This is a genomic window from Marinomonas dokdonensis (assembly GCF_052747885.1).
Window position 1 is genome coordinate 224,689 of sequence record NZ_JBRAND010000004.1, and the last position, 25,290, is coordinate 249,978.

The following is a 25,290-nucleotide window of genomic DNA, read 5'->3' on the forward strand; positions in this document are numbered from 1 at the left end:
ATCTTATGTTTAATCAGTCAGAAAAAATTCAAAGCTTAGCCACTGGCGTTATTGAAAATGCGTCGATGAAAGCCTACAACACCTTTCGTTTTGATTATATTGCTCAGTACCTTGTGGAAGCCAACAGTGCAGAACATCTCTGCGAGTTGGTTAATTGGGCAAATGACAATCGTCTTGAAATCACCCTAATTGGTGGCGGCAGCAACTTGCTCATCGCTGCCAATATTAGCGGCTTGGTTATCATCAATAGGCTTAAAGGTATTGAGTCGACATCCCAGGAAGGTCGAGTGCTTTTAAGGGTTGGTGCAGGGGAGAATTGGCACGATTTAGTCAGCTACACCGTAGCGCATGCTTGGTATGGAATCGAAAATTTAGCCTTAATACCGGGTACCGCTGGGGCTGCTCCCGTGCAAAATATAGGGGCTTATGGCGTAGAGGTCAAAGATTGCTTAACCCAAGTACAAGTGCTGGATTTAACGACGGGGAAAATTCAATGGCTGGTGGCGGAAGAGTGTGGTTTTGGCTACCGTGAAAGTCATTTCAAAGGTCAATGGAAAGGTCGTTACTGCATCCTAGCCATCGAATTAGCCTTATCCCTTCAAGAGAAATACACTTTAGAATATGGCGGGTTGAATGAGCGACTGAAGGATAATCTTTCTATTGAAGCGCTTTACAAAACGATTTGCCAGATACGCAGTGAGAAGCTGCCTAATCCAGCCGTGCTGGCTAATGCTGGCAGTTTTTTTAAGAACCCCATTATTGAATCTGAGCATGCTCAACTTCTTAAAGCAAAATTCCCTAATATTGTGATGTTTCCTGCAGGCGAAAAAGTGAAGCTAGCAGCGGGTTGGCTTATTGATCAAGCGGGTTGGAAAGGCCATAAATTTAAGGGGGTTGGTGTGTATGACAAACAAGCCCTAGTGATGGTCAATTACGAGGAACAAACAGCTAATGCTCTACTGGATTTAGAAGGTCAAATTAAGCACTCTGTCTTAGAGAAATTCTCAGTTACGCTGGAGCGCGAGCCGGTTATGTTACCTCATTCTTATATAGGTAGTGTCTAGTATGAAGGTTGGAGTGATGGATTCAGGTGTGGGTGGAATCACCATTCTAAACGCTATTCAGCATCAATTGCCATTTCTTGAACTACATTATCTCGCCGACGATGCATTCGCTCCCTATGGTGAGAAAGATCAAACTTCCTTGCAAGAGCGTCTACTTAAAGTCGGCAAGTATTTTGAAAAGTTAGAAGTCTCTGCCATTGTTGTGGCGTGCAATACCGCTACAGTAGCTGGCATCGAAATATTAAGGCGGCACACCGATTTACCTGTCATAGGTGTAGAGCCAGCTGTAAAGCCTGCCTGTCGCATAAGTAAAAAAAGAGAAGTTGCCGTGCTGGCGACTCCCTTTACTGCCAAGAGTGAGCGGTTAAACAAGCTTATTGATCTGTGGAAATTAGACAGTCATGTAACCATTTATTCAAGTGCATCATTGGCGTTTGATATCGACTCATGGCCAGCTTCGAAGGCCAGAATACAGCATACTGTAGCGCAGCTGTGTAGTGAGATGAAACGCCAGCAAGTGGACACACTTGTGCTCGCTTGTACACATTACCCTTTAGTCATGGAGTTCTTTACAGCTGAGATGGGTGAGGAATGTGAAATTGTTGAGCCTAGTCAGGGGGTTGTTGCACAGCTCTTAAGGCGCTTAACTCAGGCTTATCCTCAGCTAATGCGTGAATCTAAAGCAGCTAACCCCGCGTCGCGTATTTATTTGTACAGCACCAAGGATCGAGAGAGCACAGAACGCTTTCTGCATTGGTTAAGTCAGCCTGATAGCGTTGCTAATAAACAGCATGCACTCATGAGCTAATCGGGCTTTACAGTGTCATGATGACCAAACCTAACTTGCGCTTTAGATTCAGTTCTTGAAGGTGATTGAGTGGCGCGGCTTCTTGGCTGCGAATCAAAATATCCCATTCTCGCCAAACCTTAATAGCATCTTCTAATTGCTCAATTATTAAATATCTTTGTAACTCCGCACGATAAGAGTTAGAAAGGGCAACAGGATTATCCTTCGCTATTGTTCTAAGTCGAAACAGGGAGCGGCGAAATTTTTCAGTAAGCTCACTGTCATCGGGTCTTTGTTCAATAAGCTTCGTTAAAACTCTTAAGTGAACGTAGTAGCGGTCGAAAGTTTCTTTCTTAGTATCACGAACGTAGCGAATCACCCGCGAATAAGTCACTTCTGCCGTTTCCCAGTCATTGAGTTTTAGGCTCAATTTACCCAATCTTATGTTTCTTTCCAATGATCTTGAAGAAATAGCCAACACATCAATCAAGGCTTTTTGAGCTAAGGGGATTTCTTCACAGGCTTCATAAGCTGTAGCTAGGTGATCGTAGGCAGATAAAAAATGCTTATTTAAAGAAAGTGTTTGTTTGAAGTGCTCTATGGCTAAAGAGTGGGATTCTAGTTTTAAACCACATAAAGCTAAATGGAAATAAGCCCATGCATAATTGGGTTTATCCTCGGTAATACTAAAATAATGCTCTCTCGCCTGCTTGAAGAGACCTCGCTTAGTCAATGATTCTCCAATGGCCTTTAAGCATAAGCTTAGGTATTGAGGGAAGTCTTGCATGATTTTTCTGGCTAAAGACTCCATCAACTCATAATTTTTATCTGCTCGGGCTTTATCGATCTGAGAGAAGTTAAACTTCTGTTCAATGACTCGCTCTATGCGTCGCTGGAAGGCATTAGGTAGAAAAGGCTTAACTAAATAACCGTCAGGCTCGTATTCCATGACACCGACAACATTTTCATAAGTGGTGTCGGCCGTTACCATAATGAAGCTGCAAACATGGCTGGTAGAGTAAAAGCGGCGAGCGTACTCAAGGATATGTTGACCGTTAAATTCTTCGCCGAGATTATAATCGCAGAGAATTAGATCGTACTGATTGGTGCGAATGCTTTCAAAAGCGCGTTTAGCCGTCGGGATAGTATCAATGATGCCATAGCCTAAATTCACCATAAGAGACTTAAGCAGTATCCGCATATCGGATAGATCGTCAATGATCAGTACTTTTTGTTCCGCAAGCTCGCCGTGAAAAAATTGGCTCTTATCTCTGCTGGAAAACTCTGTGGCTAACACATCGCTCATAATGGACTCAACTCATTAGATCTATTGCAAAATTACCTTTTTGGCTCTTTGACGTTATCGAGAGATTTATAATGCAATAAAAAAGTCTGGCTGAATAGGGGAGTGACGGTTTTGGGTCATTATATCGGTTGCTTGAAGTAGGCTAACGATTAAGCTGAGTTAATCGTTAGCCTTTGAAGTGTTATTAAGAAAGGTTGTTAACCGCTAGCTCTAACGCGGATTTACGAGAGTCACAAAAAGCATTGTGAGGTAAGCGTTGCATAACGCCAAGCTTTTCCAAACGCTCTGTGGTTTGACCATTAGGACTAAAGATATAGACATCACAGTTTGCCTCGATCGCATCTTTAATCGCGTTTTCTAATGCTAAGCTGACGGTTAAGTCCATCATAGGTACGGCACTTAGATCCAGCACAACCGCTTTATATTGATGGATGCGATTGTGATGTTTGGCAATGGCTTTACTAACACCAAATATCATAGGGCCAGAAAGATAAAACACTAGAACTCTACCTTCGGCTCTATCAAGCAGTTCTCTCTCGTCTTCTGTAAGAGGAACATCATCGTCCGCGTCACTAATGGCTTTAACATTGCCAGATTGTAAACGGCTGAGCTTTTCAATGGTGATGATGTTGGCAATGAATACACCAATGCCCACGGCAACCATAAGGTCAACAAAGACAGTAAGTGCCATGACGCCATACATTATAATAGTTGGCATCAAAGCGACTTTATGGGCACGCTTTAAGAAACTCCAATCCAGAATGTTAATACCCACATAGAGGGCAATACCTGCTAACACCGCCATAGGGATAGGGCTGGTAAGCTGAGAGGCACCTAGCACGACCAAAAGCAATATAAAGGCACGTACTATTCCGGCAATAGGAGATTTGGCACCAGATTGAATGTTAACCACAGTGCCCATTGTGGCGCCAGCCCCTGGTAAGCCACCTAATAGGCCAGAGAACAAATTAGCAACACCTTGACCGACCAGCTCACGGTTTGAGTCGTGCTCTTTTCGGGTCAAGCTATCTGCAATGACCGCGGTCAGTAGGGTATCAATACAGCCTAGCGTACCTAGTACAAGTGCATCAATCACCATCTCCATGATGACGTCAGAGCCAAAGTGCGGCCATTGAATGGCAGGTAAACCGGAGGGGATTTCACCAATTCTGCGAACCCCTGTGTCGCTAAAAAGTAGCATTGAGATTAGAGTCACTACCACCAAGGCAACCAGTTGCGGTGGCACAAGACGACGCCATTTTTTAGGTAAGTAAAATAAAACACCTAGCGTTAGAGCACCTAAAAACAGCTCGGAAAATTTGAGCTCAAAAATGAGGCTCGGTAGAGCGGTTATAGTGCCCATTACACCACCAGCGGGTGATGGGTGGCCTAGGAAGGGCGCGAGCTGCAAAATAATTAATATAATGCCTATGCCAGACATGAAGCCTGAAATAACGCTATAGGGCATCAAGGTGATGTATTTCCCCAGTTTCAAGTAGCCTAAGGTTACTTGAAACAGACCAGCCATCATCACAACGGTGAAGGCCATTGCAACACCACCTTCTGGGTAGCTCGCTAACATGCTGGTTAGAACGGCGGTCATGATCACCGTCATAGGGCCTGTTGGTTCAGAAATTAGAGAAGTGGAACCACCAAATAAGGCTGCAAAAAAGCCAACTAAAATGGCTCCCCATAAACCGGCTTCTGCCCCAGCACCCGAGGCAACACCAAAGGCAAGCGCGAGCGGTAAAGAGACGATGGCAGTGGTAACCCCACCGAAAAGGTCGCCTACTAGAGTCCAATCTTTAAAGCGAGAAAAATCAATTATCATTAGTTTGTGTGCCCATTTATCTAATGTTAGTTGTGTTAAGTGTCTTAGTGTAAGAATAATATTTGGCAGATTAACATTTAAAAAGCCTAAGTTACAAAAGAGCCCGCATAAAGCGGGCTCTTTGCGTTGACCTTATGACAATACTACTCTTGCTCAGCGGCTTCTTGTGAAGTGCTGTCGGTAGTGGTGCGTTCTAGTCTAGGATCGTTCTTAACGCGTCCTGTAGAACGACGTCTTTGGCCAGCGGCATTGCGTTTTTCTTCCTGTTCTTTGCGCATCTGTTCTTGCTGGGCAAGAATAGCGGCTGGAAGTTCAACAGGCGCTTGGTTGGTATTGCTAGCAGGTTTAACGGCTGGCTTGCCGCGACCACGTCTAGGTGCGCGGGCCGCACGAGCTGGCTTTTCAGTTGTTGCTACTGGAGTCTCTTCAACAACTGGAGCTTCTTCATCGACAGGTTTCTCAGCAACGACTGGCGCTTCTTCAACTGCTGGAGTCTCTTCAACGACAGGTGATTCAGCAACAACTGGAGCTTCTTCAATGACAGGTGTCTCAGCAACTAAAGGCGTTTCTTCAACTACAGGTGTTTCAGTAACAACTGGAGTCTCTTTAACAACAGGAGCATCTTCAACTACAGGTGTTTCAGTAACAACTGGAGTCTCTTGAACGGCTGGAGTCTCATCAACTACTGGCGTTTCTTCAACTACTGGAGTCTCATCAACTACTGGAGTCTCAGCAACAACTGGCGTTTCTTCAACTACTGGAGTCTCAGCAACGACTGGAGTCTCAGCAACGACTGGAGTTTCTTCAATGACAGGTGTTTCCACCACAACTGCTGGCGCTTCTTCAACAACAGGTGTTTCAGCAACGACTTCAGCTTTCTCAATAACAGCTTCTACGACAGGCGCTGCTTTAGCGTCCTTGTTATCTGTCGCTTCGTTGTTTTCTGTTTGCGCCTGTTGGGTGCTGTCATCTTTCTGAGGGCGGCGAGAACGACGTGAGCGACGGGAACGGCGTTCACGAGGTGCATCAGCGTTATCATCTTTTTGGGCTGCTTCGTTAATTTGAGCTGCTTCTAAAGCATTTGCTTCTTCTTGCTCTTTTAGCTTGCCTGCTTCAAGCGCCTCGTCTTTAAGCTTGCCATTGCGACGGCGATTTTCATTGCGGTCACGCTTTCTTTCTTTTACTTCTGGCACTTGTTTCGCTTTTGGCTGACGAGAAGGTTTTACGGCCGCTTCTTGTTTTTCGCCGCGGGACTCTTGGTTATCCGACTTGTTATTACGGTTACGTCGGTTACCTTTTGAACCCGCTTCCGCTTCTTCTCGGCGTGATTGGCGAGTTGAGCGTTGGTTTTCATTCGAGTTGTCGCGATCAGCATTCTGATGTTTAGCACTGCGCTTGTTACGATTAGGACGGTTACCAGATTTTGCTTTTGGTTTGTCGTTTGCTGTCGTTTTGTTGCTGCGCTGTGGTGTACTCTTCTCTTTCTCAGCTTTTTCACTGCTACCAGACGTATCACCGAAAAGCGCTGTGAATAGGCGGCTTAACAAGCCAGGCTTATTCGCTTTTGCCTTGGGTGCAGGGGTTGCTGGCGCTTTATGCTCAGGCGCTGGGGCATTCGGAGCAATACTGGTTACCGCAGCTTGAGGACGCACATCTTCGTTAACCTGGCGTGGCTCATAAGGTGGTTGCTCTGGTGTTTCAACAAGTGTGTAGCTGTTTTCGTTCTGCGTCACAACACTGCTGTCATCGCGAATACGTTCAACCTCAAAATGCGGTGTTTCCATATGAGGGTTTGGTACAAGAATGATATGAACGCTGTTGCGTTTCTCGATCTTGGCGATGTTCGTGCGTTTTTCGTTTAGCAAGAAGGTGGCAACAGATACAGGCAATACGGCTCTGATTTGTGCTGTACGTTCTTTAGAACACTCTTCTTCGATAAGGCGAAGCACGGATAAAGCAAGGGATTCCACGTCACGTATAAAACCTTGACCATTACAACGTGGACACACAATACCACTGGTTTCGCCTAGAGAAGGGCGCAAACGTTGACGGGACATTTCAAGCAAGCCGAAACGAGAAATACGGCCCAGTTGTACACGGGCGCGATCTGCCTCAAGGGCATTTTTCATGCGGTTTTCGACTTCTTTCTGGTTGCGCACTGGTGTCATATCGATAAAGTCGATAACCACCAAGCCACCAATATCACGTAGGCGTAACTGACGAGCGATTTCGTCTGCTGCTTCTAAGTTGGTTTGTAGAGCGGTTTCTTCAATGTCACCGCCTTTAGTTGCTCTCGCGGAGTTGATGTCGATCGACACAAGCGCTTCAGTAGGGTCAATAACAATTGAGCCACCAGAAGGTAGTCTAACTTCACGCTGGAAAGCTGTTTCAATTTGCGTCTCGATTTGGAAGCGGTTGAACAGCGGCGTAGAGTCTGTGTACATTTTGATGCGAGATTTGAAATGTGGCATAACCTGCATAACAAAGTTGATCGCATCTTGGTAAGCACTTTTCTCATCGATAAGCACTTCGCCAATGTCTTCACGCAAATAGTCGCGAATCGCACGAATAACAATGTTACTTTCTTGGTAAATCAAGAATGGTGCGGGTTTTTCAGAGGCTGCTTTAGTAATGGATGACCATAGGGTATCTAGGTAGTCTAAATCCCACTGTAGTTCTTCAGTAGAGCGACCAACGCCAGCAGTACGGACAATTAAGCCACCGTTTTCAGGTGTTTTAAGGCCAGACATAGCTTCTTTAAGTTGTGATCTATCATCCCCATCGATACGACGAGAAATACCACCAGCTCTTGGGTTATTTGGCATTAGCACCAAGTAACGGCCTGCTAAACTAACAAAAGTCGTTAGAGCAGCACCTTTGTTGCCACGCTCTTCTTTATCTACTTGAACAATGACTTCTTGACCTTCGCTAAGCACATCTTTGATGTTAACGCGGCCTTCGTGATTGGATTTTTTAGAAAAGTAGGTTTTGGAAATTTCTTTAAGAGGGAGGAAACCGTGGCGTTCTGCACCAAAATCGACAAATGCCGCTTCAAGACTGGGTTCAATACGAGTAATTCGGCCTTTATAGATATTCGACTTTTTTTGCTCTCGTGAACCAGATTCGATATCAAGATCATACAAGCGCTGTCCATCTACTAGGGCAACGCGCAACTCTTCTTGTTGAGTTGCATTTATTAGCATTCTAATCATTTTATTTGTGAACTCTGTTAGCTGAATCGAACAGAATCCATTCAAAGGAAGGTAAGTCGTACTAAAGGTGCAGACTTAGGTCGAGAATTGCTCATTGGTATTGTTCAGGCGAGAGGAGTACGCGATACGTTTATTGTTATTAAACGCTTGGTGCGGTCGCTGCCGTAATAAGTTCCAAATTGTGTCTTAACCTATCTCTTTTTTCTTTGTTAGAGAAATGCTTATGCAATGCCCTGTAAGTAACGAGAATACTTTCCACTGAAGCGGATTTGTCCGAATCATGCGGTTTATTATTTAAGATTGACTGTTACAGAGGTAAGATAGGAGGGTGAAGTGTCGCTTCACCGTTTCATTCATTTCTTGCATCATATCTTCGAGGTGTTTTGTTGCCTCTTACCCTTTGCGAATGTGAATATAACAGTAAAAACTAAGTGCTTCAATTATAAAGGAAAGCAATCTTTGGTTATGTCGGAATTAGAGCAAAATAACAGCCCACGTCCCGCTGTTAGATACGTCACAATTGACGAAAATAATATTGATCAAAGAATCGATAACTTCTTGGTTACCTTGTTGAAAGGAGTGCCGAAGGGGAAAATCTATAATTTACTGCGCAAAGGTGAAATTCGCGTCAATAAGAAGCGAACTAAGCCTGACTATCGCCTGCAGATGGACGATATTGTGCGCATAGCCCCAATTGTCATTGCACCTGAATCGGACAAGCCCAGCTTACCGGATCGTTTAAAAACAGAAATTGAGTCCCGCATCGTCTATGAAGACAAGGGCCTCATCGTCGTGGATAAGCCATCAGGCATTGCTGTACATGGCGGTAGTGGCTTGAGTTTCGGGCTAATAGAAATTATTCGACAAATTAGACCCCAAGAGAAATTTATTGAGCTTGCTCATCGATTAGATCGAGACACATCAGGTCTAATCATGATTGCCAAAAAGCGCGCCGTACTAAAAGAGCTGCATACAGCACTTAGAGAAAAAACTGGTTTACAGAAAACCTACCTTGCTTTGGTGTATGGTCATTGGCCGAAACGCAAAGTGCAGGTGAATGCGCCATTGTTAAAAAACGAGCTTAAATCTGGTGAGCGCGTCGTTAAAGTCCATCATGATGGTAAAGAAAGCTTAACCCGCTTTAAGTTGGTCCGTCAGTTCGAGGATTACAGTTTAGTGGAGTGTGAACCAGTTACAGGTCGTACTCACCAAATCAGAGTGCACGCATTGCATGCGGGCTACCCAATAGTGGGGGATGAAAAGTACGCCAGTGCGGAGCAATTAAAGCTAACCAAAGAGCTTGGTTTCAAAAGGCTTTGTCTGCATGCTACTCGATTAGATATGGAATTACAGGGTGAGCGTCTTCTGTTAGAGGCACCGATTGAAAAATCCTGGCAACAATTAATGAACAATGTATTGGTTGCTAAGTTTTCTTAAGGCTAATACTGGGAAATCAAAATGGAGGCTTTAAGCCTCCATTTTTCATTGCAAATAATGGCTTGTTGCTATTCTGTCTCGGCCACTATTTTTCGCATCATAAAGTAAAGTGTCCGCCTTTTTTAGGCTTTCGATCTGGGTATCACCAGATTTCACCTTAATAAGGCCAGCACTAAAGGTAATAGTACCGTGCTCGAAATGAGTGTTACGTAATTTATCGGCTAGCACATTTAAGCAGGTAAATGCTTCCATTTGGCTGATGGGCATAAGTAGCACGAACTCTTCACCCCCCAAGCGAACTGCCAGACCATTTGAGTTAATGGCTGTTTCTTTTAGAAGTCCGGCCAATGTACGTAACACATGATCCCCATAGGCATGACCATAGTTATCATTCACTTGCTTGAACCAATCTAAATCTATAATCGCCAAACAGAGCTGGTCGGTATTGCTCTGCCAAGCATCGTACTCTCTGTCTAAAATGCGTCGGTTCGACAAGCCAGTTAAAGAGTCTTGTTCTGAAAGTAGGCGTAATTGGTCAGACAGGGCTTCTACCTTTTGCTGCTCCAGTCGGAAGTGCATGGTGTTGGCCGACATGAGTAATAGCATTACCAGACTTACCAGTACGAATGACACAATCAAGTCAACTTGCTGAGTGTGTAAGTCAGCATAATTAAAAATCAAATCAGGGTTTTGTATTTCAAGCAGTAGTAGCGGCAAAGGTATTAATACACAAAGTAGCTGTGCAATTTTTTGGTATACCCCAAAGTGCCTAAACGTAGCTGAAATATAAATTAATGTAGCAAGTGCAAGTATGTATGAGGGTCCGCATGAGCCAGCATTGAAAAACCAGTTAACCGGCACACTTAAAATTGGCATGAGCATCATAAAAACAATGGCCATGGTGTTAAATTGGTTGTGGAATCTTGAGCGAAACCAAATCCAAGCTAAAAACGACCCTAGGGCGAGTTGAAAATATACATTACTTATATCTGAAATCTGGTAGTGGTAATTGAACCAAGCGGAAAACAGGTAGCCACAGCTGCAAGTGATGAGCGCCGCATGATGGGTGTATTGGGTGGGAAAATTCTTATCCCCCAGTAGCCTTTGAAGGACAGTTTTCATCTTGATCTCTAGCAAGGGTAAAATCCTAAGTCTGGTTTGAAGGCATCATTTGGCCTCAGACTTTATAAGAAATGAATTTTACCACTCGGTTAAGATTATCAATTTTGAAGTTTGTAATTTAGTGTGAATTTGCATTACAAGACTAGAACAAATTAGATGTTGACGCTTTTGTGCTTGGAGTTCAGTTAAGAAATGTGCCTATTAATGGCTTTTTCAAGCAAAAAAAAGCGAGCAACCCATCCTTTATGAATGGGATAGGTTGCTCGCATGGTCTGGCTAATTAGTCTTCGTAACTGTCAATCGGTGGGCATTCACAGAATAGGTTACGGTCGCCGTAAACATTGTCTATACGACCTACCGGTGGCCAGTATTTACGTGCTTTAATCCAAGCTAGTGGGTAAGCCGCTTCTTTACGGGAGTAGGCATGCGTCCATTCCGTATCCAGCAAGCTGTCTGCTGTGTGAGGTGCGTTAACTAGAGGGTTGTCCTCTAGAGGCCAGTCGCCAGATTGAACTTTAGTAATCTCTTGGCGAATTTGAATCATGGCATCACAGAAGCGATCCAGTTCTTCAAGATTTTCGGATTCCGTTGGCTCTATCATAAGCGTACCCGCAACCGGGAAGGACATGGTTGGCGCATGGAAACCAAAATCCATCAAACGCTTAGCGATGTCTTCTTCGCTAATGCCAGATTCGGCTTTTAATGGGCGAATATCGATAATACATTCGTGTGCCACTGTGTTGTTTTTGCCTGTGTAAAGCACAGGGTAATGGCCGCTTAAGCGCTTAGCGACATAGTTGGCATTAAGGATAGCGTTGTAGGTCGCTTCACGTAGGCCTATGTCGCCCATCATCTTGATGTACATCCAAGTGATGACGAGTATGCTGGCGCTACCATAAGGTGCTGCGGAGACAGCGCCATGCTGCTCAGCCATGCCTAATACTGGCGTCACTGCGTGGCCAGGTAAGAAAGGCGCTAAGTGGGATTTAACACCAATTGGTCCCATGCCAGGACCACCGCCACCATGTGGAATACAAAAAGTTTTGTGAAGGTTCAAGTGGGAGACATCACCACCAAAGCTGCCCGGAGGCGCAACGCCAACCAGTGCATTTAAGTTAGCACCATCTATGTAGACCTGTCCGCCAAACTTATGAACTGTGTCACAGACTTCACGAATGTGTTCTTCAAATACGCCGTGAGTAGAAGGGTAGGTGGCCATAATGCAGCTTAGCTGGTCCGCATGCTTTTCAGCTTTGGCTGCAAGGTCAACAAGGTCAATGTTACCGTCTTTGTCACATTTAACAATTACCACTTTCATGCCAGCTAATGCAGCGGATGCTGGGTTAGTACCGTGGGCAGAACTTGGAATTAAGCAAATGTTGCGGTCATGGTCACCACGGGATTTGTGGTATTTATCGATAGCGATAAGGCCTGCATATTCCCCTTGCGCGCCAGAGTTAGGCTGCAAAGAGACTGTGTCATAACCAGTGGCTTTAGCGAGCATGTCGATTAGCTCGTTAAGCAAGGTGTGGTAACCAGATACTTGATAGTCTGGCGCAAATGGGTGAATACGACCAAACTCCGCCCAAGTCACAGGAATCATTTCCGATGCAGCATTAAGTTTCATCGTACAAGACCCTAAAGGAATCATACTTTGGTTTAGGGCAATGTCTTTAACTTCTAACTGATGCATATAACGCATCAATTCAGTTTCACTGTGATGGCTGTTGAACACTGGGTGAGACAGGATGCTATCTTGACGCAATAGAGCATCATCGAAGCCCTGTGTAGATGCGGCTTCAGCAATCTCAGAAGTGTCTAGCTTGAAGCCAAAGCACTCGGCTAGGTCACTAAGATCTGCCATGGTGATGGTTTCATTAAAGCTTAGAGATAGCTGAGTATCGCTAACCTTATAAAAGTTCATTAGCTTGCTTTGACCCGCAGCAAGAATGTCATTAGTAGCAGTTTTGGTATCAATAACAAGGGTGTCAAAGTAGTGGTCGTTGCAAGTAAAGCCGTTTGCCTTCAATGCTGTAGCAAAGCAATGGGTCAAAGCCGCGACACGCTTAGCGATTTTCTTAAGACCTTGTGGGCCGTGATAAACCGCATAAAATCCCGCCATCATGGCCAGAAGTGCTTGAGCGGTACAGATGTTGGATGTGGCTTTTTCGCGACGAATGTGTTGCTCACGAGTTTGCATTGCCATGCGCAATGCAGGTTTGCCATGGCTATCTTTAGAGACACCAATCACTCGGCCTGGCATGGAGCGTTTGTAGGCGTCTTTGGTGGCTAAGAAGGCAGCGTGAGGACCACCGAATCCCATTGGTACGCCAAAGCGTTGAGCGCTACCGAACACAATATCTGCTCCCATTTCACCAGGAGACTTGATCAAGACGAGTGCTAGTAGATCAACTGCTGTACTGACTAAAGCGCCTTGCTCATGGGCCTGGGCAATAAAATCGGTAAGGTCTGTTACTGTGCCGTCGATGCCTGGGTATTGAACAATGGCACCAAAAACATCATGTTGTGAAAAATTGGCAATATCATCCACGACGACTTCAATGTTAAGCAGTTCTGCGCGGGTTTTTACCACGTCAATGGTTTGTGGTAGGCAGTGGCTTGCCACAAACAAGGTGTCGCTTTTCTTGCGGTTAGAGCGCTTCATCAGCGTCATGGCTTCCGCCGCCGCAGTCGCTTCATCGAGCAAAGAGGCGTTAGAGATTTCCATGCCAGTAAGGTCAATAACAACTTGTTGGAAGTTGAGTAGTGCTTCTAAGCGACCTTGAGAGATTTCTGGTTGGTAAGGGGTGTAAGCTGTGTACCAGCCTGGATTTTCTAATAGGTTGCGTAGAATAGGGGAAGGCACATGCGTGTCGTGGTAGCCCATACCAATAAAAGAGCGCGCAACTTTGTTGTGTTTGGCAATAGCTTGCAATTGAACAAGTGCGTCATTTTCACTGATTGGTTGAGAGCTTAGCTCAAGATTGGCTTGGCGAATTGCTTGTGGAACAGTTTTCTCAATTAATGAGGCTAAGGAGTCCGTGCCTATACTGGCCAACATTTTAGCCTGTTCATTGGCGTCTGGCCCTATGTGACGTGAAATGAATTCATCACTATTTAACAAATCGCGGATACACGAAGTCATGGCGTTCTACCTATTAGAAATTATCGGGAGATATGGGCGCTTTGCTATGGCAGCAAAGCGCCGGTTTAGAGCTTACTCAATTGAGGCTGAATAGCCTTCGGCATCAAGTAATTTATCGAGTTCAGAGCTGTCGCTTAATTTGATCTTAGCGATCCAAGCGCCTTCAAAAGGTTCTTCATTGATCAGTTCAGGAGCATCTTCTAGTGCTTCGTTTACGGCAATCACTTCACCGGAAACAGGTGCATAGATATCAGAAGCGGCTTTAACTGACTCAACGAGGGAAAACTGTTCTGCAGCAGAGGTTTCAAGGCCAACTTCAGGCAGTTCCACATATACCACATCGCCTAAAAGGTCTTGAGCGTGATCGGTAATACCTACGGTAACTGTACCGTCGCCATTATCTAAAACCCACTCATGAGACTCTGCATACTTTAAATTTTCTGGGATGTTACTCATTAGTATGATCCTTCTGTTAAGAAGCCCGAGACGAATCTCGGGCAATAGCGATTAACGATAAAGTGGGAAGCGCTGGCAAAGCTCTTTAACTTGGCTAAGAACACGAGCTTCAACTTCAGGGTTACCTTCTGGGCTTTCAACCAAACCATCCAATACATCACTGATCAAGTGGCCCACTAAACGGAACTCTTCTTCACCGAAACCACGAGAGGTTGCTGCTGGTGTACCAATACGGATACCAGACGTGATCATTGGCTTTTCAGTGTCGAACGGAATGCCGTTTTTGTTACAAGTGATGCCAGCACGTTCAAGGGCTTTATCTGCAACATTACCTTTCAAGCCTTTAGGGCGAAGGTCAACCAGCATTAGATGGTTGTCTGTACCGCCCGTTACGACGTCGCAACCACGTTCGATCATAACTTCAGCCAATACTTTAGCGTTGGCCACAACTTGATTAATGTAAGTTGTGAACTCAGGTTTAAGCGCCTCACCAAAAGCAACGGCTTTACCTGCGATGACGTGCATCAAAGGACCACCTTGGTAGCCTGGGAATACAGCAGAGTTGATTTTCTTACCAAGATCAAGATCGTTAGTAAGGATCATACCACCACGAGGGCCACGCAAAGTTTTGTGAGTCGTCGTTGTGACAATGTGAGCATGCGGAAGTGGCGATGGGTGAGCACCTGTTGCCACAAGACCCGCAATGTGAGCCATATCAACGAACAGGTATGCGCCAACTTTATCGGCAATTTCACGGAAGCGTTTGAAATCGATAACGCGTGGGATAGCTGAGCCACCCGCAATGATCATTTTAGGTTTACATTCTAAAGCTTGCGCTTCGATAGCATCGTAATCGATCAATAGTGTGTCTGGGTTAACTTGGTACTGAACCGCATTAAACCATTTGCCTGACTGAGCTGGTGGCGCTCCATGAGTCAAGTGACCACCGGCGTCCAAAGACATACCAAGAATGGTATCACCTGGTTGTAGCAGTGCTAGCATTACTGCGCCGTTTGCTTGTGCGCCTGAGTGAGGCTGTACGTTAGCAAATTCACAGTTGAAAAGTTTCTTAGCACGGTCAATGGCCAATTGTTCAGTTTGGTCAACGGCTTCACAACCACCGTAGTAACGACGGTGAGGGTAGCCCTCTGCGTATTTGTTTGTAAGAACTGAGCCTTGAGCTTCTAAAACCGCTTTAGAGGTGATGTTTTCTGATGCGATTAGTTCGATACCAACTTCTTGACGCTCTTGTTCTTCAACAATAGTGGCAAATAGTTCAGGATCACGCTCAGCCAGAGTTTGGCTGAAAAAGGCTTCGGTGTTGGCCATGGAATAATTCCTCTTGAATAAACATGTATGTCTAATAGGATAATGAGTCATGCGTATAATAACACTTAGAGCACCTAATAAAATGAAAAAAGATCAATTTAATAGGTCCTAAAATCATTGTGCACCTGCTAACTTTTGATAATCATAGCCAAAAAGTTTCCAATTGGAAACACGAAAGCGAAAAACTTTTAAAAACTTGTCAAATTTAATTTGACCAAGTGTTTAATAAAATAAATGGGGCGTTATATCTGCTAGTAAGGCAAATTATTTTGGCCAGTTACTTGTCAATGCTAGGTGGTTTTCGCTACTCTGTTTCTTATTGGAAACAAGAAAGACAATTTGCTTGAGGTAAAAACATGAAACGTACAGCTTTTTATGAGCAACATATTGCGGCAAATGCACGAATGGTTGAATTTGCTGGTTATGAAATGCCAGTTCAATATCCCCTTGGTGTTAAGAAAGAGCATCTATGGGTGCGTGAGCAAGTTGGTCTATTTGATGTCTCTCATATGGGGCAGGTGATTATTAAGGGTGATGCCGTTAAAAAGTCTCTAGAGACCATTTTGCCTGTAGATGTACAAGGCTTGGCGCTGAATACCCAACGCTATGGACTCTTTACCACGGCAGAAGGTGGCATTAGTGATGATTTGATGTTTGCCAACTGGGGCGATGATATCTATATGGTAGTGAATGCTGCTTGCAAGGAGCAGGATATTGCTTATATGCAAGCAAGCTTGTCGGATTGTGAGGTTATTCCTGTTGAAGATAGAGCCCTGCTAGCCATTCAAGGGCCTAAGGCGCGTGAAGTGTTTGCCCGTATGATTCCTGAAGTGGCATCAATGACCTTTATGCAAAGCCTTAAATTCACATGGCAAGATGTTGAGCTGTGGGTAAGTTGTTCAGGTTACACAGGGGAAGATGGTTATGAGGTTTCCGTTCCTAATAACATGGCGCAAGCCTTTGCTGAGCAATTACTGGCTTATGAAGAAGTTGAGTGGATTGGCTTGGGTGCTCGTGACTCATTACGCCTAGAAGCTGGCCTGTGCTTGTACGGCCATGATATAGATTTAACTACTAGCCCAGTTGAGGCATCATTAAATTGGGCGATTCAGAAAGTTCGCCGATTAGATGGTGAGCGTGCAGGGGGCTTCCCAGGCGCAGAAAAAATTCTAGCTCAATTTGGTGAGCCCACTAGCAAAAAGCGTGTTGGTTTCTTGGTTGATGGCAAGGCGCCTGTGCGTGAAGGGGTAGAGATCTTTAATGAACAGGGCGATTGCAAAGGGAAAGTGACCAGTGGTGGTTTCTCACCAAGCTTATCTCAACCAATTGTTATGGCCTATGTTGATAGTCAATCTTTGACATCTGAAGAGCCTTTGTTCGCTCAGGTTCGTGGTAAGAGTATTCCGTTAACTAAGGCTGCTATGCCATTTGTTCCTGCTAGATACTTTAGAGGCTAATTTTATAATTGTTAAACCCATTACAAGTGCGTCATGACGGAGTCTCTGTCATGGCGCACTTTTGTTTGATGTGGCATAATACGTTTCTTTTTTTGAGTGATTGTCGATGCACTGTGAACAGCTGATAGCCGCATTTGACGACTGTTTTCTTGAGACTTTTAATACTCGATTAGTTGGTGGGGCCGAAGAGCCTCTATACCTACCTAGTACGAAAACCTTACCTGCACGTATTTTTTTTCGCTCTGATTATATGTCCAGTGCTCTGCATGAAATTAGTCATTGGTGCATTGCCGGCGCAAAGAGGCGTGACCAAGAGGATTATGGTTATTGGTATGAAACTGATACGAGAGATGAAGCGAGTCAATTAGAATTTGAGAAGGTAGAGGTTAAGCCTCAGGCATTGGAGTGTATTCTGCACTGGAGTTTAGGGCTTAATTTTCGTGTAAGCGTAGATAACTTGGCGTTAGTGGATCACGATGATCGCCATTTTGCGTTAGCCGTCAATCAGCAAATAGCAGATTACCTCGAATCTGGTTTACCGCCTCGAGGCGAAATGTTTGCCAAATATTTATTGGCTTTGCGCTCTGTAAAGCTGAATTTTCACGATTTTATTAAGCAGCAGTATGAAAATAATTGCAGATGAAAACATGCCCAATGCCAAGGCTTTGTTTTCGCATCTAGGGGATGTTTGTTTAGTTGACGGTCGTCAACTCACAAAAGACCAGTTACAAGACGCAGAAGTGCTTTTGGTGCGATCGGTTACTAAAGTAACGCCCGCTCTACTTGAAGGCACTCAAATCAAGTTTGTTGGCAGTGCTACTATTGGTGTGGATCACATCGACCAAGTGTATTTGCAACAACAGGGTATTCAATTTGCTAGTGCTCCTGGTTGTAATGCTGAAGCAGTAGCGGATTATGTTTTCAGTGCCTTGAGTTCTTTATATTTTACTAAGTCACTTAACTGGTGCTCAAAGCGCATAGGTATTATTGGTTTTGGCAATGTGGGTCAGATTGTTTATCAGCGCTTTGCTTCCTTAGGTTTAGATGTTGTAGTGCATGACCCTTTCAAGGCTAGTCAGGGCGTGCAGGGTGTTCGCTTTGTGAGTCTTGAAGAAGTCATGAAGGTAGACATTCTTTGTCTCCACGCCCCTTTGACAACGGGTTCAGACTTTCCGACGAAAGGCATGATTGGAACTGAGGAATTAGCGAACTTGCCTGAAAATGCCAGCATTATTTCTGCAGGTCGTGGCGGTATTATCGATGAAGCGGCTTTAATACAGGCATTTCATGCTCGCAGTGGCGAAATGAACCTAGTGCTAGATGTTTGGAATAATGAGCCAGAGATTAACTTGGAGTTATTTGCTCTGGTGGATATTGCCACCCCTCATATTGCAGGCTATAGCAAGCAAGGACGAGAAAAGGGTACTTGGATGGTCTTTCAGGCCCTGTGTAAGTTTTTGCAGGCGCCTATCCCTGAAGGCTTGGCTGAGACAGCAATTAGTGCTGGCTGGATTCAATCCATAAATATATTTAATCTTGGTGATAAAGAAGAAATGATTGCTAGGGCAATTCATGGTATTTATAACCTAGCGCGTGATGATGCCGCAATGCGTTATCAATATAGAATGCAAAAACACCCTAGAGTGTTTGATTGGCTAAGAAAGAATTACACAGAGCGTGATGAGTTAAACTCTTGTTATGTTTCTATGGAGAAGGCTGAAATAGGGAATACCCTTAAATCAGTTGGCTTTTCAGTCGATATGACAGCAAATAATAGTAAATAAAAGGAAACTCATGGCTGGCGTAAAGCAAGTAGATCTTGGTGATTTAGACGTACCAATGGGCACGGCAGTGCAGTTGGAATTTATCTCTCCTCCAGGCCGTCACATGGTGAAGGTGTTGGGCGGTATACCTGGTTCTTCTTTGATCTTGTCTTGTCCTCGTGTAAAGGGCAAAAATATTTTGGTTCGTGAGAGCCAGTTGGTGAATGTACGCTTAATGCTAGCAACTCAGGTGTGTGCTTTTTCCAGTAAAGTGGCAAAGAGTTACTTGGAGCCAGCAGCGCACTTGCACATCGCATACCCAGAATACGTTGAGACTTCAACTGTTCGCCAGACTGTGCGTGTCGAAACCTACTTGGTGGCTAACCTTGAGCCAACCAACTTAGAAGACTCTATAGATGCTTCGGCCATTGGTATTGTTGTTGACTTAAGTATGGGCGGTGCGCGCTTAATCGCTAAGGAAGATTTTGGCGTGGTTGGTCAAAAAATGGAAATCGCCTTTAATTTACGAATTGGTGATTATAACCATGTGGTAAAAGCCAATTGTGAGATTAAATCGCAAAACATCGAAATGTTAGAAGACTTGCAGGCCTCGCTGGTGGAAAACGAATTTTTAACCAGAATGGGAGCGGATTTCTTTTATGTGTATGGGGTGAGTTTTCTCAACATTAGCAAAGAGTTGGTAATCCCTTTAACGGCTTATATTCTGGAAACCCAGAAAAACAAAATTAAATAGTGATAGAGAAATGTAAAAAAAAAGGCCGCTTAAAGCGGCCGTTTTTTTGTGCCCGATTAAAGCGCTTGTAAGGCTCGAATGCGGTCTTCAATGGGTGGGTGGCTTGAGAATAGCTCACCGAAGGTCGGTGCTTTACCGCGGCGAATACCAAACGCTAGCATGGAATCTGGCATGCGGCTTTCCTCATGTTCTTGTTGTAAGCGAGCCAGTGCCGCAATCATCGCGCCTTTGCCTGCTAGCCTGGCGCCAGCTTCGTCCGCTTTAAATTCACGCACCCGCGAGAACCACATAACAATAATAGAGGCGAGGACACCGAATAGGATCTCAAAAACGAAGGTGGCGATGTAATAGCCAAAGCCGACCGAGCCTTCGTCATCATTGCGGCGTAAAAACTGATCAACCGCGTAGGCGGCGATTCTCGCAAAAAACATCACAAAGGTATTCACCACCCCTTGAATCAAGGTTAGGGTGATCATGTCGCCATTAGCAACATGGCCAATCTCGTGGCCAAGCACAGCTTTGATCTCATCGGGTGAAAAGCGATCTAACATACCGCTAGAAACGGCCACTAAGGCAGCGTTTTTATTCCAGCCTGTAGCAAACGCATTGGCTTCATGGGATGGGAAAATCGCCACTTCAGGCATGTTAATGCCAGCTTTATCTGATAGCTCTTTGACGGTATCTAACAACCAAACTTCTTTGTGATTACGAGGTTGTTCGATCAACACCGCGCCAGAGCCTCGTTTTGCCATAAATTTTGACATGAACAAAGAAATGAAGCTGCCAGTAAAACCAAACACACCACAGAAAATTAGCAATGAGGTGAAGTCCAGTCCATTGCTAGACATATAGCCATTAACGCCCAGTAGGCTCAACACAATCCCTGCGACAACCATTACCGCAAGGTTTGTGAGGATGAAAAGCAAGATACGCATAGATATGCTCCTAAAAATGATAGATAGAAGCATAGTAGGGCTTAGCGGATGAAATTCAAGCTAATTTGCAGGCGAAATTAACGTTTCCTTAATCGTCCCAAAAATGCATCAAATCTTTCCATGGCAGGGGCTAGCTCTTCAATGTGCGGTAAGAAAACAAAGCGCACGTGGTCAGGGGTTGGCCAGTTAAAGCCAGTGCCTTGTACGATTAGTACTTTTTCTTCTTGTAAGAAGCGCAGAACTAAATCCATGTCGTGTTGGATTTTGTAAATAGCAGGGTCCAGTCTTGGAAATAGGTACAGCGCCCCTTGAGGTTTGTGACAATGAACACCTGGAATGGCGTCAAGTGCCTGCCATGCTACTTCCCGTTGTTCATACAAGCGTCCACCCGGGGCGGTGAGATCGTAAATGGTTTGATAGCCCCCCAAAGCTGTCTGTACGGCATGTTGTGCAGGTACGTTAGCACACAAACGCATGGAGCTTAAAATATCGACGCCATCTATGTAATCGCCAATATGGCTTTTATCGCCTGTTGCAATCATCCAGCCAGATCGGAATCCTGCGGTACGGTAAACCTTAGATAAGCCGCCAAAGGTGAAGCAGGGGACACGGTCTTCGGTTAAAGTGGCCGTAGGGATATGCTGTGCTTCGTCATACAATATTTGATCGTAGATTTCGTCAGAGAAAATCACTAGGTTGTGCTCTTCAGCAATTTTTACTATGTCTTCAAGCACGGATTTTTCGTAAACAGCGCCAGTAGGGTTATTGGGGTTAATAATAACGATGGCTTTTGTTTTGTTCGAAATTTTGGCGCGAATGTCTTGAATGTCTGGCTGCCAGCCTGAGCCTTCATCACAAAGGTAGTGGCGTACATAGCCGCCAGACAGGGTGGCAGCAGCTGTCCATAAAGGGTAGTCGGGGGCAGGGATTAATATTTCGTCGCCATCATTAAGTAGTGCTTGCATGGCCATGACGATTAGCTCGCTAACACCATTGCCCATCCAAACATGATTTACGTTTGCAGATTTAAGCCCCATGGCTTGATATTTCTGCATAACCGCTTTACGGGCGGCGAATAAACCTTTGGATTCACAGTAGCCTTGCGCGGTTGGTAAATTGCGTATCACATCCACCAGTATTTCGTCGGGCGCTTTAAAGCCGAATGGTGCAGGGTTACCAATGTTGAGTTTTAAAATGCGTTGGCCTTCTTCTTCCATGCGCATGGCTTCTTTTAGTACTGGGCCACGGATTTCATAACAGATATTGGCTAATTTATTAGACTTGCGAATTTCCACACCGATTCCTTCTGCTTAATGTGCTGTAGTAGATTGATATTACACTGAATAGTCTTTGGGTCAAACGACTTAGCTATAAAGGCGGGTGAGATAAAAAAGGGCCATAACCAGACAGTGAGTGTAGGCTATGACCCTTTATAAGGACTTGGTTTGTTAAACTATAAACTAGTCTTTAAGAAGAATAACAACGTTATTGTCATTTAACAGACGGGTAACTGTTTGACTTGCTAGCTCATTCATATCTTCTTCAACGGTTTCTCTAAATGGCATGGTGCCATATTCTTTAACTTTTTGAGAGCCATAGTTAGCTTTGTAGATTTGACCTTTGGCCGTCGTGGTAACTTTTAACTCAAAGTCTAAGGTTGCCACTGTCTTAAGGGTTTCTACCTTAGTGGTATAGCTCATCTTAGAAATTTCAATCGCAATTGTGCTCGCCGGTAATAGGCCTTGCTCAGGTGTGAAGCCTAGGGCTTTAATGCCTTCTAGTACGCTTGCTTTAACACTTTCTTTGATGTCATTCGCAATTAAGATGTCTGCATGTTCCTTAATGCCAGTATCGATCGCACCAACAGTTTTAGATAGTTTTGTGGTTGTTAGAACTTCAATAACCTTGTTGTTGGTATAGGTGTTGGTTTTTACATCTGCTTTTGGCGAAATATCAATGTAATGGGTAGTTGAGCAGCCAGCTAATAAAGCAGCAGAAAGTGATAGAGTTAAAAACGCAGGTTTGAATAGCATAAATGCTCCGATTCTATTGATTTTAAAAGTAACTTTTCGATTCGTTTAGACAAAATATTAAAAAAACTGTTGATTTTCAGATTAGTAACAGTAATATACGCACCCGCTCACACAGCAAGTCTGTAACGTTGTCCCATTCGTCTAGAGGCCTAGGACACCGCCCTTTCACGGCGGTAACAGGGGTTCGAACCCCCTATGGGACGCCATCTTTTCATAGAGATGGTATGTCGTCTAGTACAATTTGCTTTGTTAGTTTTAGTTTTGCGGGAATAGCTCAGTGGTAGAGCACAACCTTGCCAAGGTTGGGGTCGCGAGTTCGAGCCTCGTTTCCCGCTCCATCTTCATTTAGGTGAAGAATTTAAGTCTTCAGTAATGAAGCCATGTGTCCCATTCGTCTAGAGGCCTAGGACACCGCCCTTTCACGGCGGTAACAGGGGTTCGAACCCCCTATGGGACGCCATCACTATATTGTGATGTGTGTGAAGAAAGTATTTGAGTTTATTTGTGTCCCATTCGTCTAGAGGCCTAGGACACCGCCCTTTCACGGCGGTAACAGGGGTTCGAACCCCCTATGGGACGCCACTCATCTTTTATCATCGCTTAATGTCGATAGCTTAAAGCCGAACTTTCTGTTCGGCTTTTTTGTGCCTGCTGCAAAATTAATAGCCATCTGCTTGGTTGAATGCTTAATTGAGTGAGCTCACTTAAGGTTTGTCTGATGTTTACCGTATGGCCTATATGATGAGTCTATGGGATGGGGCTTATTTTTACGTTATTATAATGAACCCATTATTTGAGCTGCTTCCTTATGACTTGGTTCGTCAATTATCAGAAATCATCGACACTGCCTGTGGCGGATCGTGGCCTTGCTTATGGTGATGGGGTTTTTGAGACCATCCATGCTTATGATGGCAAGCTTCAATCACTTGATGCCCATTTATCCCGGTTACAACGCGGTCTAAAGCGTTTAGCTATGCCTCTAAATCAAGTGCAGTCCGATAACTTATCTCAGTTTCTTGATGAGAAGATTAGCCAGCACTTACCAATTGAGAGTGTGGTAAAAATAATCGTGACCCGAGGTGAGGGTGGTAGAGGTTATAAGGCACCAGATAAAGTAAGTCATAATGTTGTGATAGGTATCCTTCCTGCGCCAAACTATCAGCTGCAGAAACGGGAGGGTGTGAAAGTGGAGCTTTCTCCAGTACAGGTCAATTTAAACCCTTTTTTGGCGGGCATTAAGCACCTTAATCGTCTCGAAAATGTTATTGCTAAACAACACTTATCTGAAGATGCTTTTGAAGCCCTCATGCTTGATGTGCATGGCAATATTATTGAGTGTATTCAGAGTAATATTTTTTGGTTCAAAAACGGTCAACTTTGCACACCTCAACTGAACCAAGCGGGTGTATGTGGGACTTATCGACAAAAAATTATTGAGCAGCAAACTCGTTACCCATTACTCATATCCAAATTTTCATTAGTGGATATTCAACAGGCGGACGAGATATTTATTACCAATAGTCTGATGGCCATTGTGCCTGTGACCATATTTGCTGGTCGTCAATTTGCTATTGGGCAACGAACACGCACATTGCAATCACTTATGCAGTTTAAGGATTAAAATGACATTATTTAAATGGTGCTTAAGGGCCATTATTTTAGGCATCACCCTAGCTGCCATCAGCAGTGCATGGCTATATAACCAAATTACATCTCCATTACCCATTACTGAACAGCAGACCTTTGAGGTAAAAGCAGGTGACACTTCATTTCAACTGGCCAATGGCTTGTATCAACAAGGTTTAATAGACACGCCCTGGTTACTCAGAATCGCTGCTAAGCTTCAACCTGAGTGGGTTCCAAAAGTCGGCAAGTACGCCTTGCAACAACCTATGAACTTGCTTGATGTTATGGCGCTATTGGATTCTGGCAAAGCCATCTTCCACTCTGTCACCTTGCTGGAAGGGCATACAACGAAGGAGTTTATTAAGGCGCTGGCCGCTACGGGTAAAATAGAAATGACCCTTGAGGGGTTATCTAATACGGAAATAGCTGAAAAACTTGCCTTGTCTGCAAAACATGCCGAAGGTATGTTTTTTGCCAATACTTATCGCTATCACGAAGGGGATACCGATGTTCAAATCCTAACCCGTGCTAATCAGTTATTAGAGAAACACCTAGAAGATAACTGGCAGAATAAAGCTAAAGATTTGCCTTATAAAACCGCCTATGAAGCCCTGATAATGGCCTCCATAGTGGAGAAAGAAACCGCTGCCCCTGAGGAGCGACCATTAATTTCTCGGGTTTTTATCAGTCGCTTAGAAAAGAACATGCGCCTGCAAACAGACCCAACGGTTATTTATGGCCTAGGAGACAGTTTTAATGGCAATTTAACTCGTAAAGGTTTACGAGATACTTCCCCTTATAATACCTATCGTCACTTTGGTTTACCTCCCACACCGATTGCCAATGTGGGTAAAGAGGCCATTGAAGCTGCATTACATCCAGGTGTCACCAAAGCCTTATATTTCGTAGCTAAGGGTGATGGCACACATGCTTTCTCAAACACTTTAAAAGAGCACAATGCCGCGGTTAAAGCTTATCAGTTCAAGCGCCGCTCTGATTATCGCTCAACACCTAAGGCCGAATAGGAAACAGT

The 25,290-nt window shown here is 44.5% G+C and carries 19 protein-coding genes and 4 tRNA genes; 13 read left to right on the forward strand and 10 right to left on the reverse strand.

Features of this window, described 5'->3' with window-relative positions; all coding sequences use genetic code 11:
• Positions 1 to 5: 5 nt before the first annotated feature.
• On the forward strand, positions 6 to 1,064 hold the full coding sequence (gene murB, locus ACUM5Y_RS11880; RefSeq protein ID WP_445977091.1) for a UDP-N-acetylmuramate dehydrogenase: 1,059 nt from the start codon (positions 6 to 8) through the stop codon (positions 1,062 to 1,064).
• 1 nt (position 1,065) lies between these two features.
• Positions 1,066 to 1,872 carry a glutamate racemase gene (murI, locus tag ACUM5Y_RS11885; RefSeq protein WP_445977092.1) on the forward strand — a complete coding sequence of 269 codons (807 nt, stop codon included), beginning with the start codon at positions 1,066 to 1,068 and terminating at the stop codon, positions 1,870 to 1,872.
• Positions 1,873 to 1,879: 7 nt separating this feature from the next.
• Here murI and ACUM5Y_RS11890 read toward each other — a convergent pair whose 3' ends face one another.
• The 3 genes from ACUM5Y_RS11890 to rne form a co-directional block, all read right to left on the reverse strand.
• Positions 1,880 to 3,157, reverse strand: coding sequence for a response regulator (locus tag ACUM5Y_RS11890; protein WP_445977093.1), 1,278 nt, complete (start codon positions 3,155 to 3,157; stop codon positions 1,880 to 1,882).
• Positions 3,158 to 3,341: 184 nt separating this feature from the next.
• Positions 3,342 to 4,988 (reverse strand): SulP family inorganic anion transporter, encoded by a 1,647-nt coding sequence (locus tag ACUM5Y_RS11895; RefSeq protein ID WP_445977094.1) that lies wholly within the window; start codon positions 4,986 to 4,988, stop codon positions 3,342 to 3,344.
• A gap of 143 nt (positions 4,989 to 5,131) precedes the next feature.
• Positions 5,132 to 8,200 (reverse strand): ribonuclease E, encoded by a 3,069-nt coding sequence (rne, locus tag ACUM5Y_RS11900; RefSeq protein WP_445977095.1) that lies wholly within the window; start codon positions 8,198 to 8,200, stop codon positions 5,132 to 5,134.
• Positions 8,201 to 8,665: 465 nt separating this feature from the next.
• Between rne and ACUM5Y_RS11905 the strand changes: the two genes are divergently transcribed.
• Entirely contained in the window at positions 8,666 to 9,637 is a 972-nt protein-coding gene (locus tag ACUM5Y_RS11905; protein WP_445977096.1) for an RluA family pseudouridine synthase, read from the forward strand.
• A 45-nt stretch (positions 9,638 to 9,682) separates the two neighbouring features.
• On the opposite strand, the gene ACUM5Y_RS11910 is transcribed toward ACUM5Y_RS11905, so the two are convergent.
• The 4 genes from ACUM5Y_RS11910 to glyA form a co-directional block, all read right to left on the reverse strand.
• Positions 9,683 to 10,759 (reverse strand): GGDEF domain-containing protein, encoded by a 1,077-nt coding sequence (locus tag ACUM5Y_RS11910; protein ID WP_445977097.1) that lies wholly within the window; start codon positions 10,757 to 10,759, stop codon positions 9,683 to 9,685.
• A gap of 280 nt (positions 10,760 to 11,039) precedes the next feature.
• Positions 11,040 to 13,904, reverse strand: coding sequence for an aminomethyl-transferring glycine dehydrogenase (gene gcvP, locus ACUM5Y_RS11915; RefSeq protein WP_445977098.1), 2,865 nt, complete (start codon positions 13,902 to 13,904; stop codon positions 11,040 to 11,042).
• Between the two features lie 72 nt (positions 13,905 to 13,976).
• On the reverse strand, positions 13,977 to 14,360 hold the full coding sequence (gene gcvH, locus ACUM5Y_RS11920; protein ID WP_445977099.1) for a glycine cleavage system protein GcvH: 384 nt from the start codon (positions 14,358 to 14,360) through the stop codon (positions 13,977 to 13,979).
• A gap of 51 nt (positions 14,361 to 14,411) precedes the next feature.
• The gene (gene glyA / locus ACUM5Y_RS11925) at positions 14,412 to 15,689 is read right to left on the reverse strand and encodes a serine hydroxymethyltransferase (RefSeq protein ID WP_445977100.1); all 1,278 of its coding nucleotides are present in this window, start codon (positions 15,687 to 15,689) and stop codon (positions 14,412 to 14,414) included.
• Between the two features lie 356 nt (positions 15,690 to 16,045).
• Here glyA and gcvT point away from each other — a divergent pair, with 356 nt between their 5' ends.
• The 4 genes from gcvT to ACUM5Y_RS11945 all read left to right on the forward strand — a co-directional run bounded on the left by gcvT (position 16,046) and on the right by ACUM5Y_RS11945 (position 19,663).
• Positions 16,046 to 17,146, forward strand: a complete 1,101-nt coding sequence (gene gcvT, locus ACUM5Y_RS11930; RefSeq protein WP_445977101.1) for a glycine cleavage system aminomethyltransferase GcvT — start codon at positions 16,046 to 16,048, stop codon at positions 17,144 to 17,146.
• Between the two features lie 106 nt (positions 17,147 to 17,252).
• Complete coding sequence (locus ACUM5Y_RS11935) at positions 17,253 to 17,789, forward strand: elongation factor P hydroxylase (RefSeq protein ID WP_445977102.1); 537 nt, start codon at positions 17,253 to 17,255, stop codon at positions 17,787 to 17,789.
• Positions 17,770 to 18,930: a 4-phosphoerythronate dehydrogenase gene (locus ACUM5Y_RS11940; protein ID WP_445977103.1), complete on the forward strand. Its 1,161-nt coding sequence runs from the start codon at positions 17,770 to 17,772 to the stop codon at positions 18,928 to 18,930. The genes ACUM5Y_RS11935 and ACUM5Y_RS11940 overlap by 20 nt, the downstream gene beginning before the upstream one ends.
• 10 nt (positions 18,931 to 18,940) lie before the next feature.
• Complete coding sequence (locus ACUM5Y_RS11945) at positions 18,941 to 19,663, forward strand: flagellar brake protein (protein WP_445977104.1); 723 nt, start codon at positions 18,941 to 18,943, stop codon at positions 19,661 to 19,663.
• Between the two features lie 56 nt (positions 19,664 to 19,719).
• On the opposite strand, the gene htpX is transcribed toward ACUM5Y_RS11945, so the two are convergent.
• The 3 genes from htpX to ACUM5Y_RS11960 all read right to left on the reverse strand — a co-directional run bounded on the left by htpX (position 19,720) and on the right by ACUM5Y_RS11960 (position 22,631).
• On the reverse strand, positions 19,720 to 20,598 hold the full coding sequence (gene htpX, locus ACUM5Y_RS11950) for a protease HtpX (RefSeq protein WP_445977105.1): 879 nt from the start codon (positions 20,596 to 20,598) through the stop codon (positions 19,720 to 19,722).
• Positions 20,599 to 20,675: 77 nt separating this feature from the next.
• Positions 20,676 to 21,893, reverse strand: coding sequence for a pyridoxal phosphate-dependent aminotransferase (locus ACUM5Y_RS11955; RefSeq protein WP_445977106.1), 1,218 nt, complete (start codon positions 21,891 to 21,893; stop codon positions 20,676 to 20,678).
• A gap of 165 nt (positions 21,894 to 22,058) precedes the next feature.
• On the reverse strand, positions 22,059 to 22,631 hold the full coding sequence (locus ACUM5Y_RS11960; RefSeq protein ID WP_445977107.1) for a YajG family lipoprotein: 573 nt from the start codon (positions 22,629 to 22,631) through the stop codon (positions 22,059 to 22,061).
• Between the two features lie 130 nt (positions 22,632 to 22,761).
• Here ACUM5Y_RS11960 and ACUM5Y_RS11965 point away from each other — a divergent pair.
• From ACUM5Y_RS11965 to mltG, 6 genes are all read left to right on the forward strand, one after another.
• Positions 22,762 to 22,837: transfer RNA gene (locus tag ACUM5Y_RS11965), tRNA-Glu, on the forward strand.
• A gap of 57 nt (positions 22,838 to 22,894) precedes the next feature.
• A tRNA-Gly gene (locus ACUM5Y_RS11970) sits at positions 22,895 to 22,969 on the forward strand.
• 46 nt (positions 22,970 to 23,015) lie between these two features.
• Positions 23,016 to 23,091, forward strand: a tRNA-Glu gene (locus ACUM5Y_RS11975).
• Positions 23,092 to 23,137: 46 nt separating this feature from the next.
• Positions 23,138 to 23,213 (forward strand) — tRNA-Glu (locus tag ACUM5Y_RS11980).
• A gap of 226 nt (positions 23,214 to 23,439) precedes the next feature.
• Complete coding sequence (gene pabC / locus ACUM5Y_RS11985) at positions 23,440 to 24,252, forward strand: aminodeoxychorismate lyase (RefSeq protein WP_445977108.1); 813 nt, start codon at positions 23,440 to 23,442, stop codon at positions 24,250 to 24,252.
• Position 24,253: 1 nt separating this feature from the next.
• Positions 24,254 to 25,282: an endolytic transglycosylase MltG gene (mltG, locus tag ACUM5Y_RS11990; protein WP_445977109.1), complete on the forward strand. Its 1,029-nt coding sequence runs from the start codon at positions 24,254 to 24,256 to the stop codon at positions 25,280 to 25,282.
• Positions 25,283 to 25,290 lie beyond the last annotated feature (8 nt).

What these genes read in the sequence shown, in the direction of transcription:
- murI (WP_445977092.1), top strand. Translation starts at nt 1,066, where the DNA reads ATGAAGGTTGGAGTGATGGATTCAGGTGTGGGTGGAATCACCATTCTA.
- ACUM5Y_RS11935 (WP_445977102.1), top strand. Translation starts at nt 17,253, where the DNA reads ATGCACTGTGAACAGCTGATAGCCGCATTTGACGACTGTTTTCTTGAG.
- ACUM5Y_RS11890 (WP_445977093.1), bottom strand. Translation starts at nt 3,157, where the DNA reads ATGAGCGATGTGTTAGCCACAGAGTTTTCCAGCAGAGATAAGAGCCAA.
- ACUM5Y_RS11905 (WP_445977096.1), top strand. Translation starts at nt 8,666, where the DNA reads ATGTCGGAATTAGAGCAAAATAACAGCCCACGTCCCGCTGTTAGATAC.
- mltG (WP_445977109.1), top strand. Translation starts at nt 24,254, where the DNA reads ATGACATTATTTAAATGGTGCTTAAGGGCCATTATTTTAGGCATCACC.
- murB (WP_445977091.1), top strand. Translation starts at nt 6, where the DNA reads ATGTTTAATCAGTCAGAAAAAATTCAAAGCTTAGCCACTGGCGTTATT.
- ACUM5Y_RS11910 (WP_445977097.1), bottom strand. Translation starts at nt 10,759, where the DNA reads ATGAAAACTGTCCTTCAAAGGCTACTGGGGGATAAGAATTTTCCCACC.
- rne (WP_445977095.1), bottom strand. Translation starts at nt 8,200, where the DNA reads ATGATTAGAATGCTAATAAATGCAACTCAACAAGAAGAGTTGCGCGTT.
- glyA (WP_445977100.1), bottom strand. Translation starts at nt 15,689, where the DNA reads ATGGCCAACACCGAAGCCTTTTTCAGCCAAACTCTGGCTGAGCGTGAT.
- gcvH (WP_445977099.1), bottom strand. Translation starts at nt 14,360, where the DNA reads ATGAGTAACATCCCAGAAAATTTAAAGTATGCAGAGTCTCATGAGTGG.
- ACUM5Y_RS11960 (WP_445977107.1), bottom strand. Translation starts at nt 22,631, where the DNA reads ATGCTATTCAAACCTGCGTTTTTAACTCTATCACTTTCTGCTGCTTTA.
- pabC (WP_445977108.1), top strand. Translation starts at nt 23,440, where the DNA reads ATGACTTGGTTCGTCAATTATCAGAAATCATCGACACTGCCTGTGGCG.
- gcvT (WP_445977101.1), top strand. Translation starts at nt 16,046, where the DNA reads ATGAAACGTACAGCTTTTTATGAGCAACATATTGCGGCAAATGCACGA.
- htpX (WP_445977105.1), bottom strand. Translation starts at nt 20,598, where the DNA reads ATGCGTATCTTGCTTTTCATCCTCACAAACCTTGCGGTAATGGTTGTC.
- ACUM5Y_RS11945 (WP_445977104.1), top strand. Translation starts at nt 18,941, where the DNA reads ATGGCTGGCGTAAAGCAAGTAGATCTTGGTGATTTAGACGTACCAATG.
- gcvP (WP_445977098.1), bottom strand. Translation starts at nt 13,904, where the DNA reads ATGACTTCGTGTATCCGCGATTTGTTAAATAGTGATGAATTCATTTCA.
- ACUM5Y_RS11895 (WP_445977094.1), bottom strand. Translation starts at nt 4,988, where the DNA reads ATGATAATTGATTTTTCTCGCTTTAAAGATTGGACTCTAGTAGGCGAC.
- ACUM5Y_RS11940 (WP_445977103.1), top strand. Translation starts at nt 17,770, where the DNA reads ATGAAAATAATTGCAGATGAAAACATGCCCAATGCCAAGGCTTTGTTT.